The 19,996-nt window shown below is 70.9% G+C and carries 19 protein-coding genes; 13 read left to right on the forward strand and 6 right to left on the reverse strand.

From position 1 onward, the window contains the following. The first annotated feature begins 57 nt into the window (after nt 1-57). From OG302_RS31135 to OG302_RS31145, 3 genes are all read left to right on the forward strand, one after another. Nucleotides 58-690 (forward strand): uridine kinase, encoded by a 633-nt coding sequence (locus tag OG302_RS31135; protein ID WP_371529802.1) that lies wholly within the window; start codon nt 58-60, stop codon nt 688-690. Nucleotides 691-769: 79 nt separating this feature from the next. Next, nucleotides 770-1,174: a PPOX class F420-dependent oxidoreductase gene (locus OG302_RS31140; RefSeq protein WP_371529803.1), complete on the forward strand. Its 405-nt coding sequence runs from the start codon at nt 770-772 to the stop codon at nt 1,172-1,174. Between the two features lie 164 nt (nt 1,175-1,338). Further along, nucleotides 1,339-1,758, forward strand: coding sequence for a CBS domain-containing protein (locus tag OG302_RS31145; RefSeq protein ID WP_371529804.1), 420 nt, complete (start codon nt 1,339-1,341; stop codon nt 1,756-1,758). Nucleotides 1,759-1,846: 88 nt separating this feature from the next. On the opposite strand, the gene corA is transcribed toward OG302_RS31145, so the two are convergent. Then, nucleotides 1,847-2,983, reverse strand: coding sequence for a magnesium/cobalt transporter CorA (gene corA, locus OG302_RS31150; protein ID WP_371529805.1), 1,137 nt, complete (start codon nt 2,981-2,983; stop codon nt 1,847-1,849). A gap of 147 nt (nt 2,984-3,130) precedes the next feature. On the opposite strand from corA, the gene OG302_RS31155 reads away from it, so the two are divergent. Then, nucleotides 3,131-3,949 (forward strand): methyltransferase domain-containing protein, encoded by an 819-nt coding sequence (locus tag OG302_RS31155; RefSeq protein WP_371529806.1) that lies wholly within the window; start codon nt 3,131-3,133, stop codon nt 3,947-3,949. Between the two features lie 628 nt (nt 3,950-4,577). On the opposite strand, the gene OG302_RS31160 is transcribed toward OG302_RS31155, so the two are convergent. Together OG302_RS31160 and OG302_RS31165 are read right to left on the reverse strand one after the other, a co-directional pair. Then, nucleotides 4,578-5,534, reverse strand: a complete 957-nt coding sequence (locus OG302_RS31160) for a carbohydrate kinase family protein (RefSeq protein WP_371529807.1) — start codon at nt 5,532-5,534, stop codon at nt 4,578-4,580. A gap of 446 nt (nt 5,535-5,980) precedes the next feature. After that, nucleotides 5,981-6,886 carry a pseudouridine-5'-phosphate glycosidase gene (locus OG302_RS31165; RefSeq protein WP_371529808.1) on the reverse strand — a complete coding sequence of 302 codons (906 nt, stop codon included), beginning with the start codon at nt 6,884-6,886 and terminating at the stop codon, nt 5,981-5,983. A 99-nt stretch (nt 6,887-6,985) separates the two neighbouring features. Here OG302_RS31165 and OG302_RS31170 point away from each other — a divergent pair, with 99 nt between their 5' ends. Further along, complete coding sequence (locus OG302_RS31170) at nt 6,986-7,453, forward strand: VOC family protein (protein ID WP_371529809.1); 468 nt, start codon at nt 6,986-6,988, stop codon at nt 7,451-7,453. A gap of 58 nt (nt 7,454-7,511) precedes the next feature. After that, entirely contained in the window at nt 7,512-7,877 is a 366-nt protein-coding gene (locus tag OG302_RS31175; protein ID WP_371529810.1) for a cupin domain-containing protein, read from the forward strand. 28 nt (nt 7,878-7,905) lie between these two features. On the opposite strand, the gene OG302_RS31180 is transcribed toward OG302_RS31175, so the two are convergent. From OG302_RS31180 to OG302_RS31190, 3 genes are all read right to left on the reverse strand, one after another. After that, entirely contained in the window at nt 7,906-9,168 is a 1,263-nt protein-coding gene (locus tag OG302_RS31180; RefSeq protein WP_371529811.1) for an MFS transporter, read from the reverse strand. 96 nt (nt 9,169-9,264) lie between these two features. Further along, nucleotides 9,265-9,852, reverse strand: a complete 588-nt coding sequence (locus OG302_RS31185; RefSeq protein ID WP_371529812.1) for a methylated-DNA--[protein]-cysteine S-methyltransferase — start codon at nt 9,850-9,852, stop codon at nt 9,265-9,267. 55 nt (nt 9,853-9,907) lie between these two features. Further along, complete coding sequence (locus tag OG302_RS31190) at nt 9,908-10,828, reverse strand: glycerophosphodiester phosphodiesterase (RefSeq protein ID WP_371529813.1); 921 nt, start codon at nt 10,826-10,828, stop codon at nt 9,908-9,910. Between the two features lie 248 nt (nt 10,829-11,076). Here OG302_RS31190 and OG302_RS31195 point away from each other — a divergent pair, with 248 nt between their 5' ends. From OG302_RS31195 to aroQ, 7 genes are all read left to right on the forward strand, one after another. Continuing rightward, nucleotides 11,077-11,943, forward strand: coding sequence for an MHYT domain-containing protein (locus tag OG302_RS31195; protein WP_371529814.1), 867 nt, complete (start codon nt 11,077-11,079; stop codon nt 11,941-11,943). A 40-nt stretch (nt 11,944-11,983) separates the two neighbouring features. After that, the gene (gene uvrB, locus OG302_RS31200; protein ID WP_361826472.1) at nt 11,984-14,119 is read left to right on the forward strand and encodes an excinuclease ABC subunit UvrB; all 2,136 of its coding nucleotides are present in this window, start codon (nt 11,984-11,986) and stop codon (nt 14,117-14,119) included. Nucleotides 14,120-14,252: 133 nt separating this feature from the next. Next, nucleotides 14,253-14,831: a TerD family protein gene (locus OG302_RS31205; protein ID WP_361826469.1), complete on the forward strand. Its 579-nt coding sequence runs from the start codon at nt 14,253-14,255 to the stop codon at nt 14,829-14,831. 46 nt (nt 14,832-14,877) lie between these two features. Continuing rightward, complete coding sequence (locus tag OG302_RS31210) at nt 14,878-16,827, forward strand: TerD family protein (RefSeq protein WP_371529815.1); 1,950 nt, start codon at nt 14,878-14,880, stop codon at nt 16,825-16,827. A gap of 263 nt (nt 16,828-17,090) precedes the next feature. Then, on the forward strand, nt 17,091-18,092 hold the full coding sequence (locus OG302_RS31215) for a TerC family protein (RefSeq protein ID WP_371529816.1): 1,002 nt from the start codon (nt 17,091-17,093) through the stop codon (nt 18,090-18,092). A gap of 179 nt (nt 18,093-18,271) precedes the next feature. Next, complete coding sequence (locus OG302_RS31220; RefSeq protein WP_371529817.1) at nt 18,272-19,369, forward strand: calcium:proton antiporter; 1,098 nt, start codon at nt 18,272-18,274, stop codon at nt 19,367-19,369. Between the two features lie 142 nt (nt 19,370-19,511). Next, nucleotides 19,512-19,973 carry a type II 3-dehydroquinate dehydratase gene (gene aroQ, locus OG302_RS31225; RefSeq protein ID WP_371529818.1) on the forward strand — a complete coding sequence of 154 codons (462 nt, stop codon included), beginning with the start codon at nt 19,512-19,514 and terminating at the stop codon, nt 19,971-19,973. The last annotated feature ends 23 nt before the right edge of the window (nt 19,974-19,996 follow it).

Here is a 19,996-nt window from a genome sequence, read left to right on the forward strand (position 1 = left end):
GTACGGCGGGGGAGGGCCCGGCGCCAGGGTGGGGGAGGGCCCGGCATCATGGGACGGGTGCGACTCGAAGCGATCACCTGGGAGCGGCTCACCGAGACCCTCGCCGACCGGCTGCTCGACCTGAGGACGGCCGATGCGAGCCCGTGGCCCCGCGTCGCCTTCGACGGGGCCCCGGCGGGCCGCCCGGGCGAGCTGGCCCGGAGCGTGGCCGACGCCCTGCGGGTGCGGGGACGGTCCGCGCTGGTCGTCGGCGCGGAAGGCTTCCTGCGTCCCGCCTCGCTGCGGCTCGAATACGGGCGCGAGGACGTGGAGGCGTACTACAGCGGCTGGTTCGACACCGGCGCGCTCTGGCGCGAGGTCTTCGGGCCGTTGGATCCGGGCGGAACGGGGCGGGTGCTGCCCGACCTCTGGGACCCGGAAGCGGACCGCGCGACGCGCAGCCCGTACGTCCAACTCCAGCCCGGAACGCTGCTGTTGCTGCACGGGCCGCTGCTGCTCGGCCACTGGTTCCCCTTCGATCTGACGGTCCACACGAGCCTTTCGCCGGGCGCCCTGCGGCGACGTACGGCGGAGAGCGAACGCTGGACCCTGCCTGCCTTCGAGCGGTATGAAGCGGAGGCGGACCCCGGTGCGGTGGCCGACGTCGTCGTACGGGCGGACGACCCACGGCATCCGGCGTGGAGCGGCTGACGGCGGGAGGCGAAGGGGTCGAGAAAGTTGTTGAGGGAAAGCCCTTTTATATGCACGTGCATGTAGTTAGGGTCTGGGCATGGCAACGACAGCGCTCCACTTCAGCGAATCGGTCCGCACTCTCCTCGACGGCAAGAACTTCGCCAGCGTCGCGACCCTCGGCCCCGGAGGGGCGCCGCAGAACTCGGTGGTGTGGATCAAGCGCGAGGGCGACACCGTGCTGTTCTCCTCCACGGCGCGGCGGCAGAAGGTCCGCAACCTCGAACGCGACCCGCGCATCAGCATCTCGGTCTTCGACCTGGCCAACCCGTACGTGTCGACCGAGATCCGCGGCGTCGCCGAGGTGCTCCCCGATCCGGAGAAGAGGCTTCCGTACGAGCTCTCGCACAAGTACCTGGGCATCGACCCGCCCGGCGAGAAGGAGGAGGAGGCCCGGGTGATCATCAGGGTGACCCCGGAGAAGATCGTCGGGTTCTCCGTCTGAGCCCTGTTCGGTCCTGGGAGTCATTGCCCCGCCCCGGGAGCCCTTGCCCCGTAAGGGGTGCCCGCCTCCGGAGTGCGGACCTCCGGGGGCCCGACGAGAATGAGGGTCGCCGGGACTGGCGGTGCCTCCGCGCCGCGCCGGCCGTCCGGACCGGGAGGCACCTCATGACGACCGCCGGAGACATCATGCACCGCGGCGCCCAGTGGATCCCCGCACACGAGACCCTGGACCGCGCCGCACAACTGATGCGTCAGCTCGACGTCGGCGCGCTGCCCATCAGCGACGAGAACGAGCGGCTCTGCGGCATCCTCACCGACCGTGACATCGTGGTCGGCTGCGTGGCCATGGGGCACGACCCGTCCCGGGTGACCGCGGGCGACATGGCCAAGGGCACGCCGCGCTGGATCGATTCGGGCGCGGGCGTCCACGAGGTGCTCCAGGAGATGAAGGGCAGCCAGATCCGCAGGCTGCCGGTCATCGAGAACAAACGCCTGGTCGGCATGATCAGTGAGGCCGACCTGGCGACGCACCTCACCGACGACCAGCTCGCGGGCTGGGTCGAGAGCGTGTACGCGAAGAACTGAGACTCGCGAGGAACTGAGACTCGCGAGGAACTGAGACTCGCGAGGAACTGAGACTCGCGAGGAACTGAGACTCGCGAGGAAATTGAGACTAGAGCCAGCCGTTGCGCCGGAAGCCGCGGTAGAGCGCGAAACAGGTGGTGACGATCAGGCCGACCACCAGTCCGTAGCCGTACTTCCAGTGCAGTTCGGGCATGTGGTCGAAGTTCATCCCATACACACCGCAGACCATCGTCGGCACGGCGATCACGGCGGCCCAGGCGGTGATCTTCCGCATGTCCTCGTTCTGAGCGACCGTCACCTGGGCGAGATGGGCCTGGAGGATGGAGTTCAGGAGCTCGTCGAAGGACGCGATCTGCTCCGTGACCCGCTTGAGGTGGTCGTCGACGTCCCGGAAGTACGCCTGTATCTCCGGGGCGATCGCCCGCATCTGCTGGGTGGAGAGGATCTGCAGGGGGCGGCCGAGTGGCACCACGGCGCGCTTCAGTTCGAGGAGTTCGCGCTTGAGCTGGTAGATCCGGCCGGGGTCGGCGCGCTCTCCCTCCTTGGAGAACACGTCCATCTCGACCTGGTCGATGTCGGCCTGCACCGCGTCCGTCACGACGAGATAGTCGTCCACGACGTGGTCCGCCAGGGCGTGCAGGACCGCCGCGGGACCCTGGGCGAGCTGCTCGGGAGCCGATTCGAGCTCCTCGCGCAGCGGGCCGAGAGAACCGTGGCGGCCGTGCCGCACGGTGATCACGAAGTCCGCGCCGACGAAGACCATGATCTCGCCGGTGTCCACCACCTCGCTGGTCGCGGTGAGTTCGGCATGCTCCACATAGCAAACGGTCTTGAACACGGCGAACAGCATCTCGTCGTACCGCTCCACCTTCGGCCGCTGGTGGGCGTGGACCGCGTCCTCGACGGCGAGCGGGTGCAGGTCGAAGAGGTCGGCGATGCCGGCGAACTCGTCCTCCGTCGGTTCGTGCAACCCGAGCCAGACGAAGCCGTCACCGCTCTTGCGGACGCGCTCGACCTCCTCGACGAGATCGCGGCCGCCGTCCTGGCGCACTCCGTTCCGGTACGTCACGCACTTGACCACCGCCGAGCCCAGGGGTGAGCGGGCGGGGTGGCTCAGGTCGACGCGCTTGTGCTTGCGCACGAACTGGGCGACCCGCGCGACTTTCCGCAGGCCGCCTACCTTGCGGAGGTTCCCTACCTTTCGCAGGTTGCCTGCCATCGACATGCGTGGCTCCTCGTTCTGGTGACGTGACGTGCCAGTGTGCCAGCACGTCCCGACAGTGTGGTCGGAGCCTGTGGGAACGGAAGACTCCGCTCCGGGTGTTCGGGGCTGCCTCCCCGGAGTAAGCAGGACAATCGCGATAATTGCCGCATGACGCTCATCGATGGCTATCTGACCGGCAAGAGGAATCGGCACGCGGAGGGGGCGGGCGCGGGTGCGGCGGGTTCGGGGCAGGGGGCCGAAGCGGCCTTCTCCGCGCTCTTCGACCCCACGACCTTCCGGCACGTCGAGCGGCTGGGCATCGGGCCGGGGTGGCGCTGCTGGGAGGTCGGCGCGGGCGGCTTCTCCGTCGTCTCCTGGCTCGCGAAGCGGGTCGGGCCCACCGGACGGGTCCTCGCGACCGACACGGACATCTCCTGGCAGACGTCGGCGGCACGGCCGCCGGTGGAGGTGCGTACGCATGACGTGGGGGCGGAGGGGCCGCCCGGCGGGGGCTTCGACCTTGTCCATGCGCGGCTGGTCCTCGCCCGGGTGCCGGACCAGGAACTGGCGCTGCGCTCGATGATCCGGGCTCTGCGCCCGGGGGGCCGCCTGCTGGTCGAGGAGGTGGACCCGGCCCTGCAGCCGCTGTCCTGTCCGGACGAGCACGGGCCTGCACAGCGGTTGGCGAACCGGCTTCGGGGGGCGCTGCTCGCTGAGCGCGGCGCTGACGTCGCGTACGGGCGTGGGCTGCCCCGTCTGCTTCGGGCGGCGGGCCTGCGCCAGGTGGAGGCCGACGCGTACTTCCCTTTGAGCTCGCCCGCCTGCGTGGCCCTGGAGACGGCCACGATCCAGCAGTCCCGCGTGGCGCTGACGGCGGCGGGCCTGGCCACGGACGAGGACATCGCCGACCACCTCGCGAACATCGCCGCCGAGCCGATGGACCTCGCGACGTCCCCTTTGATCTCAGCCTGGGGCCGCAAACCGTAGCGCTTCCCGGCCCCCGGTAGTCCGACAAACCTTCAAACCTTTCCCACCCCCCCCGATTGCCCGGGAGCGTCGAGCAGTTGGGCCGGGAACGCAGGGAAGAGGGAACCCCAGCCCTGTCCCCTCGCCCCGATGCCCTCGCGGGCGGCAGCGTGGGTGAGGGGCGTGCCGGTATGTCCGCCGGAGCGCGGTGCGTGTAGGCCGTGTCAGCGGGGACGGGCAGACCGGCGTGGCCCCGTGTCCATGGCGGGCGGAGCCGGAGCTGGCGCGTGCCTGTGGGCGGCAGAGTGGGTGAGGGGGCGGGTCGGAAAGTCTGCCCGGAGCGCGGCACGCGGGACTTGCTCGCTGGAGTGGCGGGTCGTGCGAGGCGTGTTGGCGGGGACAGGCATCCCGACGTGGCCCCGCCTCCAAGGCGGACGGTGCGCGTGCCCGCGGGCGGCAGTGTGCGTGAGAGGGCGTGGCGGTACGTCCGCCCGGAGCGCGATGCGTGGGGCTCGTTCGCCGTAGCGGCGGGGCGTGCAAGCCGTGTGGGCGGCGCCGCAGTTGGCGCGCACCCGCAGTCGGCAGCGCGCGCGAGGAGTCTCGGCGGGGTGTCCACCGGAGCACGGTGCGCAGAGTTCCCCCGCCGGAGTCACCCCCGGCTCAGACCGTGATCGTCGCGGCCCCACCCCTGAGCCGGCAGCGGTCGACCTCCCACCAGTTCGACCGCCCTAGCTCCCGCCCGACACCCCTCGGCCGAAGCCTCGCGAAGCCCCCCGCCGCCCAGGCGCGCGGCAAGGAACGCCCCCGTGAACGCGTCGCCCGCCCCCGTGGAGTCCCGCGCGGTGGCGGGCTGTGCGGGGATCTCGGCCCGCACCTCACCGTCCCGGGCCAGCAACGCCCCCGCGGCGCCCCGCTTCACGACCACCACCGGGAACCGCCGACTCAACTTCGCGGCGGCCTCCGCCAGCAAAACGCCACCCGCGTCCTCCACCCCAGGCGCCCCCGCCAGAGCCCGCGCCTCCCCCTCACTGGGCAGCAACACATCCACCCCGTCCACCGCCGCCAAGAACCGCTCCACCCCCAGCTCGGCGAGGAAGCCCGCCGACGCCGGATCCACGCTTACCGGCACTCCACGCGCGCGTGCCGCCCCCAACGCCGTCTCGGCCACCGCCCTGCTCGGCTCAGCGAAGAACAAGTACCCCGACAGGTGCAGCCACCCCACGCCGTCCAGAAGCGCCGGAGACCAGTCCGCGGCCGACAGGCGCAGTGACGCGCCGCTGTCCGTCAGGAACGTCCGCTCGGCCCCGGCTCCGGCGCCCCCGTCGACCAGGCAGATCACGGTCCCCGTAGGCGCCTCGTGGTCGACGACGAGCCGTGGCCGCACCCCCGCGCGCGTGAGCGCCTCCTCGTGCCACCTCACGGAGTCCGCGCCCACCCGCCCCAGGAACCGCACGTCGCGGCACCCCCAAGAAGCCGCCCAGCAGGCCACGTTGGCGCCCGCGCCACCCGGCACCGCCCGGATCGCCGCCGCCGTGTCGGTGCCCGGAGCGAGCGGCGCACCGTGCCGCGCAACGATGTCCGTGACGACATCCCCGACAACCAGCAACGCCCCACCCCGCCGGGATATCTCTGCCTCACCCCGACGCACCGCCACCGCCTCCCCCTGCCGCGAGGTCTCCGCCCGACCCGGCCTCGTCGCCACCCCCTCACCCCGCCGGGACGCCGCCCCACCCCACCCCGAGGCCGCTGCCTCGCCCGGCCCCGATATCTCTGCCTCACCCCGACGCACCGCCACCGCCTCCCCCTGCCGCGAGGTCTCCGCCCGACCCGGCCCCGACGCCGCCCCCTCACCCCGCCGGGACGCCGCCCCACCCCGCCCCGAGGCCGCTGCCTCGCCCGGCCCCGATGCCACCGCCTCACTGCGACGCACCGCCACCGCCTCACCCGGCCCCGACGTCTCCACCCCGCCCCGCCCCAACATCACCGCCGCACCGTCCTGCTGCCCCGATGTCTCCGCACGCCCCCGCCAAGACACCCCACCCCACCAACCCCTCACCACCCCACCCAAGCCGCCGCGATCCGACCCGCAAGCCGCACATTGCCCCGTACCGCCGCGAGGTTGGCGTTCAGGGAGGCGCCGTTCGTGCGGTGGACCAGTTGGTCCAGGAGGAACGGGGTGACCGCCTGGCCGGTGATGCCCCGCTCGGCGCACGCCTCCAACGCCTCGGCGAGCACGCGCGCGTGGAGCGCGGGGTCGAGTTGCTCGGCCTCCGGTACGGGGTTCGTCACGAGCAGCGCGGACTCCGGGCCGCCGACCGCGTCCTGGGCCCGCATCACCGCCGCGACCTCCTCGGGCGTCCGCAGCGTCCAGTCCACCGGATGCCCGGAGTCGGTGAGGTAGAAGCCGGGGAAGCGGTCCGTCCCGTACCCGGCCACCGCCACGCCCAGCGTCTCCAGACGCTGCAGTGTCGCCGCCACGTCCAGGATCGACTTCACCCCCGCGCAGACCACCGTGATGCGCGTCCGGGCGAGCAGCCCCAGGTCGGCGGACTCGTCCTGGGTCTCCGTCCACTCCCGGTGCACCCCGCCGAGGCCACCCGTGGCGAACACCCGTACGCCCGCCCGCGCGGCGAGCAGCGCCGTCGCGGACACCGTCGTCGCCCCGCTCGCGCCCGCCGCGACCGCGAGCGCCAGATCGCGGTGGCCCAGCTTGCGGATGCCGTCCTCGTTCGCGACGCGTTCCAACTGCTGCTTGTCCAGGCCGACATGAGGCCGCCCGTCCAGTACGGCGATCGTCGCGGGGACCGCGCCCTCCGCGCGTACGGCCTCTTCGAGCTCACGCGCGACCTGGAGATTGCGCGGGCGCGGCAGCCCGTGCGCGATGATCGTGGACTCCAGGGCGACGACCGGCCGCCGGTCCGCCACAGCCGCCTGCACCTCGTCGGACACCACCAACACGGGCCTGCCTCCTGCCTGTCGGGTCTCCCCTCATCCCTGGCGACCGGCGCGCCCTGCCAAACCCTTGCGACGCCGGGGGCCGGCCAGCAGCCTGGGGGCATGACGGACAACACGACACGTCTCGACCACGTCGTCCTGTGGGTGAGCGATCCCGCGGCGGCAGCCGGCTTCTACGAGAAGGTGCTGGGCCTCGAACCCCTGCGCGTCGCCGAGTACACGGAGGGCAAGGTCTCCTTCCCCTCCGTCCGGCTCAACGAAGAGACCATCTTCGACCTCGCCCCGCTCACCCTCGCCGAGCGCATGAACGTCGTCCCTGACGCCGACAAGAGCGCGGGCCACCCGGTCAACCACGTCTGCCTCGCCCTGCCGGAAGCCGACTTCGAGGCGTTGCGCACCCGCCTGGAGGAGCACGGCACCCCGGTGTCGGACATCGGGTACGACGCGTTCGGCGCCCGCGGCAAGGCCCGCCGCAGCTTCTACTTCCGCGACCCGGACGGGAACATCTTCGAGGCGCGGCACTACGGAGAGGAGGGGGCGGACAAGGCGGGCACGGCGGAGGAGAGGTAGCCGAGAAGGAGCCACCCCCGTCAGGGCGCCCCGCCGCGCCCGGCTAGGGTGACCGGCCATGACCACGAATGATCAGGCCGTTGCGTCCTTTGCCGTGCACATTCCGGATGTCGACCTGGAGGCCGAGCCCCTCGACCCCGAGCAGATCATCTCCGGCACCCCGGAGGTCACCGGCAAGGTCCTGTGGGAGTCGGCCGACGGCAAGCAGCTGCGCGGCATCTGGCAGATCACGCCCGGCGTGGTCACCGACACCGAGGCGAACGAGCTCTTCGTGGTCGTCAGCGGCCGTGCCACGATCGAGGTCGAGGGCGGCGACGTGATCGAGATCGGCCCCGGCGACGCGGCCGTCCTGCGCGAGGGCGACCGTACGACGTGGACCGTGCACGAGACGCTGCGCAAGGCGTACCACATCACCCTCGCCTGACCCCGGCACGTGTCGCGCACCCCGCGGGTCAGGCCTTCTTGACCGCCCTGCGGAGTGCCAGCGCCGCCATCGGCAGCAGTACGCAGACCCCGACGAGGTTGAGCCAGCCGTAGCTCGCCCGCGCGACGATCAGGCCGGCCGCCGCGCCGCCGATGCCCGCCGCCGTGTTCATGGTCAGGTCCGAGAGGCCCTGCACGGCGGCCCGGGCGGGCTGCGGCACGGAGTCGGTGAGCAGCGCGGAGCCCGAGACGAGGCCCGCCGACCAGCCGAGGCCGAGCACGAAGAGACCGGCGGCGGTCCGGCCGTGGCTGGGCCCCGCCGTACCGGCAAGGAGCGCGGCGCAGCACAGCAGCCCGACCGCGAGGCCGATCACGGAGAGCCGCCCGAACCGGTCGGAGAGCCAGCCCATCACCGGCGAGAGCGCGTACATGCCCGCGATGTGTCCGCTGATGACCAGGCCGACCAGCTGCAGGCTCGCCCCGTGGTGCCCCAGGTCGACCGGCGTCATGACCATGATCGAGACCATCACCGTGTGCGAAGCGGCGACCGTCACCAGCGCGAGCCGGGCCATCGGCGACGCGGCCACCGCGGCGACACCGGCCCGCAGTGAGCGGCTCTGCGCGGAGTGGTTCTCGTGCGGGGCGAGCGCCCGGGCGGTGAGCAGCGGGTCCGGGCGCAGCAGTACCGCCACCACGAGCCCCGCGACGGCGAAGATCCCGGCGGCGAAGAGGAAGGGGCCCGCCGCCTCGGGGATGGAGGTGTTGGAGAAGGCGCGGCTCGTGGGCGCGGCGATGTTCGGGCCGAGGACCGAGCCGATGGTCGTGGCCCAGATGACGAGGGAGATGGCACGGCCGCGCCGCTCGGGCTCGGCGAGGTCCGCCGCCGCGAAGCGGGCCTGCAGATTGGCCGAGGAGCCCGCCCCGAAGCCCGCCATGCCGAGCAGCAGCAGGGGGAAGCTCTCGATGACCGCGGCGAGGACCACGAGTCCCGCTCCCAGCGCGCCGATCAGATACGCGAGGACGAGGCCGGGCCGCCGTCCGCGCGACGTCATCAGGGCGGCGAGCGGCAGCGACAGCAGGGCCGTGCCGGCCACGGACGCGGTGGGCGCGAGGCCGGACAGCGCCTCCGTCCCGCTCACCTCGGTCGCCAGCATCGGCGCCAGGGCGATGCCGATCGGTACGCCGAGCCCGCCCAGTATCTGACTGGAGACCAGCACCGCGGTGGTGCGGCGGCGCAGGGCGGGCAGTGCCTCTGGCGCGGGTATGTCAGGAGCGTCGACGGTCGAAGTCACTGACGCAGTGTGCCAGGGCGTTCGTAGGCGGGAAACACAGATTTCGCACTCCGCCGGAGGACGGCGGAGGAGCGGCCCGGGCGGGGGGCGGCAGCGTCAGAAGAGTGGCTCCGGCAGCACCCCTTCCAGTGCGAGGAGCTGCCGCTTGGTCTCGACGCCGCCGCCGAATCCGCCGATGCCGCCGTCCCGCTCGACCACCCGGTGGCACGGCACTACGACCGGCAGCGGATTGGCACCCATCGCCATACCGACCGCCTGAGCCGCGCCGGCCTGGCCGACCCGGCGGGCCAGGTCCCCGTACCCCACGACCGCGCCGTACGGAACGGTGGTCAGCTCGCGCAGGACCTGGCGGTTGAACCCGGAGATCAGCGACCAGTCGAGCGGCAGCTCGAAGTCGTGCCGCTCGCCCGCGAAATAGGCGGCGAGCTGGCGTATGGGCTCGGCGAGCAGGGGGGACCCGGGTGCCTCGACCGGCTCGGCCCCCAGCCGGGAGCCGAGCCGCTCGATCGTCTGGTCGCGCACCTCGTCCGTGGCGTGGAAGGCGACGCTGACCAGGCCTTCGTCGGTCGCGGCGAGCAGCAGCGGGCCGATGTCGCTCGCGACGACGGCCCACACCACCTGCCGCCGGCCGCCCTCGTCGTGCGTGCCCGGCCGGCCCTGCTCCTGCTGCCCCTCGGCGTTCATGTGGACCACCGTACGACCGGGCACTGACAACGGGGCCGGCCGGACCCGCGCGGGCCTAGCCGGAGACGGCCTTGCGCACGACGTCGGGCGTGTTCGTGATGATGCCGTCCACCCGGAAGCCCGCCACCTTCCGCGCGGTCGCCGCGTCGTTCACGGTCCACGTGAAGATCTCCAGGCGCTTGCGGTGCGGCCCCTTGGTCGCGTGGATCGCGGCGACGTACTCACGGGAGATGGAGCCGTGCGTCGAGTTGATCTGGTCGGCGAACTTCGCGTACTTGGGCAGATCGGCGACCGCGGGCGTGCCGAGGAAGCCGGTCTTGACGTCGGGCCGCAGCTTGTGGACCTTCTTGACGCTGTCCGCGCTGAAGCTCTGGATGACGAGCTTGCTCTTGACGTGGTGCTTGTCCAGCCAGCCGGTCTTGCGCAGGACCGCGAGGCCCTGCTTCTCGATGCCCGGGTACAGCTCGGGCTTCTTGAACTCGAAGACGAGGCTCTGGTGGTTGCGCGAGACGCGGTTCATGTACTGCTTCAGCGTCGGCACCCGCTGGCCCGCGTACTTCGGGCTGAACCAGCTGCCCGCGTCCAGCCTGGCGATCTCCGCCGCGGTGAAGTCCTTGACCTTCCACGGCGCGCGGCCGGGGAAGACCTGCTCGACGTTCGTGGTCCGCGTCAGGGTGTCGTCGTGCACGATCACGAGCTCGCCGTCCTTGGTGCGCTGGACGTCGTTCTCGACCCAGCGGAACCCCATGTCAGCCGCCTTGTCGATGGCTGCGAAAGTGTTCTCGGGCGCGTAGGCGGAAGCGCCCCGGTGTGCGACGACCAGCGGTCTGTCGTGCGAGGCGGGCGTCTGTGCGGGCGTCCGGGCGGACGCCGGCGCCGACTTCTGGTCGGCGGCCTGAGCGGTGGCGGAAGGGAGGACGAGTGCACCGGCTCCAAGAAGAGCGGCGGTGGTGGCAGCGGCAACGCGTGCGTACAACGGTGACTCCTCGCGCTATGCGGGCACGGACCGGATGAGAGTGACAGTTCACGGCCAACGCGAGACAGGTGCAGGATGGCCACAGGTTGAACGGAGACAGCCGGGTTTCTTTCCCGGAAAATCGTTCGCAAGTTCCGGAGTGAGCTTTACTCTCTGCGTCAGCCCATGGCCTGTCATTGCACGGGCGGCTGGGGCCACTTGGGTGCAATCCCGGGCATTTGGAAAAATAGGCGGAAGGGCTACCGCTCATGCAGGGCACGGTCGACGGTTTCAGCTATGGACTTGTCACGCCGGTAGCGGCGTACCTCATGGCGTGTCTCGGCGGTGCGCTCGGCCTGCGCTGCACCACCAGGTCGCTGCTCGTCGCACACTCCTGGCGGCCCGGCTGGCTCGCCCTCGGGTCGGCGGCGATCGGGTCCGGCATCTGGACCATGCACTTCATCGCGATGATGGGCTTCACCGTTGAGGAAGCCCCGATCCATTACGACAAGGCGCTGACGTTCGCGAGTCTCGCCGTCGCCATCGTCATGGTCGGCATCGGGATCTTCATCGTGGGCTACCGCGGTGCGACCGGGACGGCGCTGTTCACCGGGGGCACGATCACCGGTCTGGGTGTCGCCTCGATGCACTACCTGGGAATGGCCGGTATGCGTCTGCGCGGGTCGCTGGAGTACAACACCCTCACCGTCTCCGCGTCCGTCGTGATCGCCGTGGTCGCCGCCAGCGCGGCCCTGTGGGCCGCCGCGCAGGTCAGGGGTTTCCTCTGGAGCCTGGGCGCGAGCCTCGTCATGGGGCTCGCCGTCAGCGGCATGCACTACACGGGGATGGCCGCGCTCAGTGTCCATCTGCACGGCTCGTCCGCCGCGCCGGCCACGGGGGACTCGCCCGCCGAACTGCTCGCGCCCATGATGATCGGCCCGCTCGCCTTCCTGCTCCTGGCGGGGGTGATCGTGATGTTCGACCCGCTGATGGTGATGGGCAAGGCCGACCTCCAGAACGCCGCACAGCGGCAGCACGCCCCCTACCCCGTGCCGCGCTCAGGCGACCGGCACGCCCCGCGGACGGGCCGCAAGCCCTCGCAGCGACCCGGCTCCAAGACCCCGCAGAGCTGGTGATCCGACCCCGTTGTCAGTGCGGGGTCGTACGGTGGGTTCCATGCGGCCCGTATCCAAGATCGAACGCACGGTGGCACCTTTCGAGGTCGTCAGTGACTACACGCCAAGCGGCGACCAGCCGGCGGCCATCGCCGACCTGGAGCGGCGCATCAACGCAGGTGAGAAGGACGTCGTCCTGCTCGGCGCGACCGGCACCGGCAAGTCGGCCACCACCGCGTGGATGATCGAGAAGCTCCAGCGCCCCACCCTCGTGATGGCGCCGAACAAGACGCTCGCCGCTCAGCTGGCCAACGAGTTCCGAGAGCTCCTGCCGAACAACGCGGTGGAGTACTTCGTCTCGTACTACGACTACTACCAGCCCGAGGCGTACGTCCCGCAGTCGGACACGTACATCGAGAAGGACTCCTCGATCAACGAGGAAGTCGAGCGCCTGCGCCACTCCGCGACGAACTCGCTGCTCACCCGGCGCGACGTGATCGTGGTCGCCTCCGTCTCCTGCATCTACGGCCTCGGCACACCGCAGGAGTACGTCGACCGCATGGTGCCGCTCAAGGTCGGCGACGAGATCGACCGCGACCAGCTCCTGCGCCGCTTCGTCGACATCCAGTACACGCGCAACGACGTGGCCTTCGCGCGCGGCACCTTCCGGGTCCGCGGCGACACCATCGAGATCTTCCCGGTCTATGAAGAGCTGGCCGTCCGCATCGAGATGTTCGGCGACGAGATCGAGGCACTCTCCACGCTGCACCCCCTCACCGGTGAGGTCATCAGCGACGACGACCACCTGTACGTCTTCCCGGCCTCGCACTACGTGGCGGGCCCGGAGCGCATGGAGAAGGCGGTCAACGGCATCGAGAAGGAGCTCGCCGAGCGCCTGACCGAGCTGGAGAAGCAGGGCAAGATGCTGGAGGCCCAGCGCCTGCGCATGCGCACGACGTACGACCTGGAGATGCTCCGCCAGATCGGCTCCTGCTCCGGCATCGAGAACTACTCGATGCACTTCGACGACCGCGAGCCCGGCTCCGCGCCGAACACCCTCATCGACTACTTCCCCGAGGACTTCCTCCTCGTCATCGACGAGTCGCACGTCACGGTCCCGCAGATCGGCGCGATGTACGAGGGCGACGCCTCACGGAAGCGGACCCTGGTGGACCACGGCTTCCGCCTGCCGTCCGCGCTGGACAACCGCCCGCTGAAGTGGGAGGAGTTCCTCGGCCGCATCGGCCAGACCGTCTACCTCTCGGCGACCCCCGGGAAGTACGAGCTCTCGCGCGGCGACGGCTTCGTCGAGCAGATCATCCGCCCCACCGGCCTCATCGACCCGGAGGTCGTGGTCAAGCCCACCGAGGGCCAGATCGACGACCTGGTGCACGAGATCCGCACCCGCACCGAGAAGGACGAGCGCGTCCTGGTCACCACGCTCACCAAGAAGATGGCCGAGGACCTCACCGACTACTTCCTGGAACTGGGCATCCAGGTCCGCTATCTGCACAGTGACGTCGACACCCTGCGCCGCGTCGAGCTCCTGCGCGAACTGCGCGCCGGCGAGTACGACGTCCTGGTCGGCATCAACCTCCTGCGCGAGGGACTCGACCTGCCCGAGGTCTCCCTGGTGTCGATCCTCGACGCCGACAAGCAGGGCTTCCTGCGCTCCGGCACCTCACTGATCCAGACGATCGGCCGCGCCGCCCGAAACGTCTCCGGCCAGGTCCATATGTACGCGGACAAGGTCACCCCCGCGATGGAGCAGGCCATCGAGGAGACGAACCGCCGCCGCGAGAAGCAGATCGCGTACAACAAGGAGAAGGGGATCGACCCGCAGCCGCTGCGCAAGAAGATCAACGACATCGTGTCGGCGATCGCGCGCGAGGAGGTCGACACGGAGCAGCTCCTCGGCACCGACTACCGCAAGGCGAAGGCCGACGCGGGGACGGCCGCCAAGGCGCCGGTGCCGGCGCTCGGCGGGAAGGCGGGCAAGGCGGCCAAGGGCAAGGCGGCCGAGAAGGTGCCCACCGACAGGCCCGCGGCCGAACTGGCCGAGCAGATCGAAGAGATGACGGCCCGCATGCGTGCCGCCGCCGGCGACCTCCAGTTCGAGATCGCCGCACGGCTGCGTGACGAGGTGTCAGAGATGAAGAAGGAGCTCAGGCAGATGAGGGAGGCGGGGCAGGCGTAGGCGTACTGCCTGGTGTGTTGCAAGACCGACACAAAGTGCTGCCCGCGGTACGGCACGGTCAGTGCCTCTGCATAGGGTGCTGGGCAACCGCACAGACCGGCGGTTGCCCAGGCAGTTCGAGAGGGGACAGCGCGTGACGGTCAACATGACCAAGGGTCAGGCCATCAGCCTGCAGAAGGACGACGGGGGCGCCCTGACCGCGGTGCGCATGGGCCTCGGCTGGCAAGCGGCCCCCAGGCGCGGCCTGTTCGGCACGCGCACGCGTGAGGTCGACCTGGACGCCTCGGCGGTCCTGTTCGCCGACAAGCAGCCGGTGGACGTCGTGTTCTTCCGTCACCTCGTCAGTGACGACGGTTCCGTGCGGCACACCGGTGACAACCTCGTCGGCGGTGTCGGCCAGGGCGGGGACGACGAGGCGATCCTCGTCGACCTGCAGCGGATCCCGGTCCACATCGACCAGATCGTCTTCACGGTCAACTCGTTCACGGGCCAGACGTTCCAGGAAGTGCAGAATGCGTTCTGCCGCCTGGTCGACGAGACCAACGGCCAGGAGCTCGCCCGGTACACGCTCGACGGTGGCGGTCAGTACACCGCGCAGATCATGGCGAAGGTCCACCGCGCCGGCGCGGGCTGGCAGATGACGGCCATCGGCAATCCGGCCAACGGCCGCACGTTCCAGGACCTGATGCCGTCGATCCTGCCGCAGCTGTAGCCACGCGGCACCAGTAAGTACTGAGGGCACGAGGGGGACGAAGGCGATGACGGCCGAGCTGGTCCGGGGGCAGAACCACCCGCTTCCCGAGACCCGTCTGGAGATCAGGGTCTCGGTCGGCAAGCCGATCGTGGCGGGGGTCACGCTCAGCGACGACCAGGGCAAGGTACGCGGCACGGACTGGGTGGCCCATCCCGGGTCGCCCACGCTGCCGGGGCTCGAAGTGCCCCGGCAGGCCGCCGCCGACCACCGCCTCGCGGTGGACCTCGGCGCCGTGCCGGAAGCGGTGCACCGGGTCAACGTCCTCCTCGCGCTGCCCGTCGGCGTCGGCGGACCGGTCAGCTTCGGCGCCCTCGCCGCACCCTTCGTCGCCGTCACCGGACTCGACGGCTCCGAGGTCGCCAGCTACACCATCACCGACCTGGACGCCGAGTCCGCCGTCGTCGCCCTGGAGCTCTACCGAAGGCAGGACGCCTGGAAGGTGCGCGCAGTCGGCCAGGGGTACGCGGGCGGCCTCGCCGACATGCTCACCGACCAGGGCCTGCCGCAGGCCCGTGAACTGGCGGGCTCGATCAACGAAGCGGTGGCCCAGGGCCTGGCCCGCTCGGTGGCCGCGCCGCCGCCCCGCTCCTCGGACGACGCCCGCGTGCGGACGGCCGGACAGACCGCCGCCCCCGGCCCGGGAGCCCCGGGCCCGGACAGCACCGCCGCCCCGCAGGCCGCACCGGCGCCGCACCAGCCGGGCGACGCGAGCGCCGCCACGGGTGCCACGGGCGGCCCGGTCAACTACACCCACCCCAGCCGCCAGACCAGCGCACCGCCGCCGCCCGCGCCGACCGCGGCCCCGGCCGAACCGGGCAAGGCCGCCCAGCCCGTGGCGGGCGACGCGACCGGCTGGTCCATGGAGGAGCGCCTCTACAACCAGGTGTGGGGCATGTTCGAGGACCTGGCCCGCACCACGGCCGCGTACCGGAGCGCCGTCGACTTCGCCGAGTCGCGCATGGACCAGGAGCTCGACAAGGTCCTCTCCGACCCGCGCAGCCGCATCGGCGACACCGGGGACGTCGCGCGCGAGGCCGCCCGCGCCAAGCACGGCCTCCTCGTCGACCGGGCGAGGGCCGCCCTCGACCGCGACCTGGGCCAGCTCGCCGCCGAGTCCGAGGTCGTCGAGCCCGCCCTGCCCATGGCGTACGCGGGCTGGGACAGCCCCGTCTGGCACGCGTACCGAACCCCCATGGAGATCCCCATGGCCGTGCGCCTGGGCGACCTCCATCTGCCCGAGCGCCCCGATCTGCACATCCCCATGCTGGTCAGGCTGCCCCTGGAGCGCGGCCTGTGGATCGACAGCGGCCGCTCGTCGGGCACGGACTCCCTGGCCGACACGGACGAGCTGCGCCGTCTCGCCATGGACAGCGCGGTCGCGCACGCCGCGCGGCTGCTCGCGGTGTACCCCGCGGGCGAGTTCACGGTGCACGTCATCGACGCGGCGGGCTCCGCGGCCGGCGCGCTCTCCCCGCTGGTGACGGCGGGCGTGCTGGACGAGGCCCCGGCCGCCGGCGCGGCAGGGGTCTCCGCCGTGCTGGCCAAGCTCACCCAGCGCGTGGACCTGGTGCAGATGGCGATCCGCGCGGGCGCCGCCGACGCGCTGCCGCCTGACCTGGACACCGCCGAGCAGCTCCTGATCGTCAACGACTTCCCGCACGGCTTCGACGACCGCGCCGTGACCCAGCTCCGCTATCTCGCGGACGAGGGCCCGGCGGTCGGCGTGCACCTGATGATGGTCGCCGACCGTGAGGACGCCGCCGAGTACGGCCCGCTGCTCGACCCGCTCTGGCGCGCGCTCCTGCGCCTGACCCCGGTGGCCGACGACCACCTCGCCGACCCCTGGGTCGGCCACGCCTGGACGTACGAGCCGCCGATGACACCGCCCGGCAGCCGGGTGCTCCAGCAGGTCCTGGACCAGGTCGCGCGCGCCCGGCGCACGGGCGGCCGCTGACCTCCGTCGGCTACCGGTAAAGCGACTTTCGGACCCAGCTGACCTGGGCTTTTGGCTCTTGTTTGCCATCTCCTTTACTAAGTCTTGGTGTTTCGCGTACTCTTCTTGCAGCGGAGGGGAGTACTCCCGAACGCGACGTACCCGTCAATACGGACCGCCATCGGTCCCGGGGCGTCGGCCCGCGGGGCGGTGAGCCGCCTCGGGTGGAAGAGACCTCCGGCAGCGACGACGCTGATCAGTAGCCGTACGACGCCGGAGGCGCAGTGGACGTTTCAATGACCCTGTGGGTACTGACCATTCTTGGTCTGTGTGCCCTGATCGCGGTCGACTTCTTCATCGGCCGCAAGCCGCATGACGTGTCGATCAAGGAAGCCGGAATCTGGACGGTCGTCTGGATCGTGCTGGCCGCGCTCTTCGGAGTGGGCCTGCTGATCTGGGGCGGGGGCCAGGCGTCCGGCGAGTTCTTCGCGGGCTTCATCACCGAGAAGTCGCTCAGCGTCGACAACCTCTTCGTCTTCATCCTGATCATGGCGAAGTTCTCGGTGCCCACCCATCTCCAGCAGCGGGTGCTGCTCTTCGGCGTGCTGATCGCGCTCGTCCTGCGAGCGATCTTCATCGCCGCCGGAGCCGCGGTCATCGCCAACTTCTCCTGGGTCTTCTACATCTTCGGCGCGTTCCTGATCTACACCGCCTGGAAGCTCATCCAGGAGGCGCGCTCGGACGACGAGGAGGAGGACTTCGAGGAGAACCGTCTCCTGAAGGCCGCCGAGAGGAAGTTCGGCGTCGCCGACCAGTACCACGGCACCAAGCTGTTCATCAAGAAGAACGGCAAGAAGATCATGACGCCCCTCATGGTCGTCATGCTCGCCATCGGCACCACCGATGTGCTCTTCGCGATGGACTCGATCCCCGCGATCTTCGGCCTCACCCAGGACCCGTACATCGTCTTCACGGCGAACGCCTTCGCCCTGATGGGTCTGCGCCAGCTGTACTTCCTCATCGGCGGACTGCTCAAGAAGCTGGTCCACCTCAGCTACGGCCTGTCGGTCATCCTGGGCTTCATCGGCGTGAAGCTGGTCCTGCACGCCCTGCACGAGAACGGGGTGCACGTTCCCGAGATCTCCATCCCGGTCTCGCTCGGCGTCATCTGCGGTGTCCTGGTCATCACGACGATCACCAGCCTCTTCGCCTCCAGGAAGCAGGCCGAGAAGGAGGCCGCGGAGAAGGCGGCCGACGAGACTGCGAAGGACAGCATCGAGGCCTGACGGCGTCGGTCGCAGGAGTTCTCATACGGGGTGTGGCCCGCGGCGGATCGCCGTGGGCCACACCCCGTGCTCGTCCCCGCCGCATGTGGACGAGCGGCCCGTCCTTCGCGGACCGCGACGTACGGGAGACGGCAGAACTGAAGTAGCGGGGCCCAGCCGCCCGGTGCAGCATCGGAGGCATGATCACTCGGCTCCGGGCACTCGCCACCCAGTGGACCGCGGTCGTGCCGGTTCTCGCCGTCGTCCTGCTCGCCCTCACCTGGGGACGCGATCTGCCGGGCGTGGTCGTGGCCGTGGTGACGCTCGTGCTCGCCGGGGCGGTGCTCGCCGCCGTGCACCACGCGGAGGTGATCGCGCACCGCGTCGGTGAACCCTTCGGCTCTCTCGTCCTCGCCGTCGCCGTGACGATCATCGAGGTCGCGCTGATCGTCACCCTGATGGCCGACGGCGGCGACAAGAGCGCGACGCTGGCCCGCGACACCGTGTTCGCCGCCGTGATGATCACCTGCAACGGCATCATCGGCCTGTGTCTGCTGGTGGGCGCACTCCGCCACCGCGTCGCCGTCTTCCAGTCCGAGGGCACCGGCGCCGCCCTCGCGACCGTCGCCACGCTCGCGACCCTCAGCCTGGTCCTGCCGACCTTCACCACGAGCAAGCAGGGCCCGGAGTTCTCCACGGCGCAGCTCACCTTCGCCGCCCTCGCCTCGCTCGTCCTGTACGGCCTGTTCGTGGCCACGCAGACCGTGCGCCACCGCGAGTACTTCCTGCCGATCACCCGCAAGGGCGAGGTGATCGACTCCGAGGACGCCGCAGGCCCCTCCACCCGTGCCGCCCAGATCAGCCTGGGCCTGCTCGCCCTCGCCCTGATCGGCGTGGTCGGCCTCGCCAAGGGGGTCTCGCCGACCATCGAGTCCGGCGTGGAGAGCGCCGGCATGCCGCACTCCGTGGTCGGTGTGATCATCGCGTTGCTCGTGCTGCTCCCGGAGACCATCGCCGCCGTCCGCGCCACCCGCCGCGACCGGGTGCAGACCAGCCTCAACCTCGCCCTCGGGTCCGCGATGGCCAGCATCGGCCTGACCATCCCGGCCGTCGCGGTCGCCTCCGTCTGGCTCTCCGGACCGCTGGTGCTCGGACTGGGCCCGACCCACATGGTGCTGCTCGCCCTCACCGTGATCGTCGGCACGCTCACGGTCGTGCCGGGACGCGCCACGCTGTTGCAGGGCGGCGTCCATTTGGTGTTGTTCGCGGCCTACCTGGAGCTCGCGGTCACGCCGTGACCGGGGCGGGTTGCCGAGCGCCAGGGCCGCGGCCGTCCCGGCGGGGGAGGGGCTCTTGCGCATGCCGCGTCAACTACCCGCTGTGATGGCCGGTTACGGGGGCGTGCGGAGGCGTGGATCGGTTCCTCAGTACGCTGACGGCATGACGCGCATTCTTGCCAACGCCCCGATCATGATCTTGAACGGCCCCAATCTGAACCTGCTCGGTCAGCGCCAGCCCGAGATCTACGGCTCCGACACCCTCGCCGACGTCGAGACGCTGTGCGCCAAGGCGGCAGCGGCGCACGGCGGCACCGTGGACCTGCGGCAGAGCAACCACGAGGGTCAGTTGGTGGACTGGATCCACGAGGCGCGCGAGCACCACGCGGGCATCGTCATCAACCCGGCGGCCTACTCGCACACGTCGGTCGCGATCCTGGACGCGCTCAACACCTGTGACGGCATGCCGGTGGTGGAGGTCCACATCTCCAACATCCATCAGCGCGAGGCGTTCCGGCACCACTCGTACGTCTCCCAGCGCGCCGACGGCGTCATCGCGGGGTGCGGTGTCCAGGGGTACGCGTTCGCGGTGGAGCGGGTGGCGGCGCTGGTCGGCGCGGCCTGACCTCCCGGCCGCGCCCGCGGCTC

It is taken from the genome of Streptomyces sp. NBC_01283, from assembly GCF_041435335.1.
Lineage (GTDB): Bacteria > Actinomycetota > Actinomycetes > Streptomycetales > Streptomycetaceae > Streptomyces.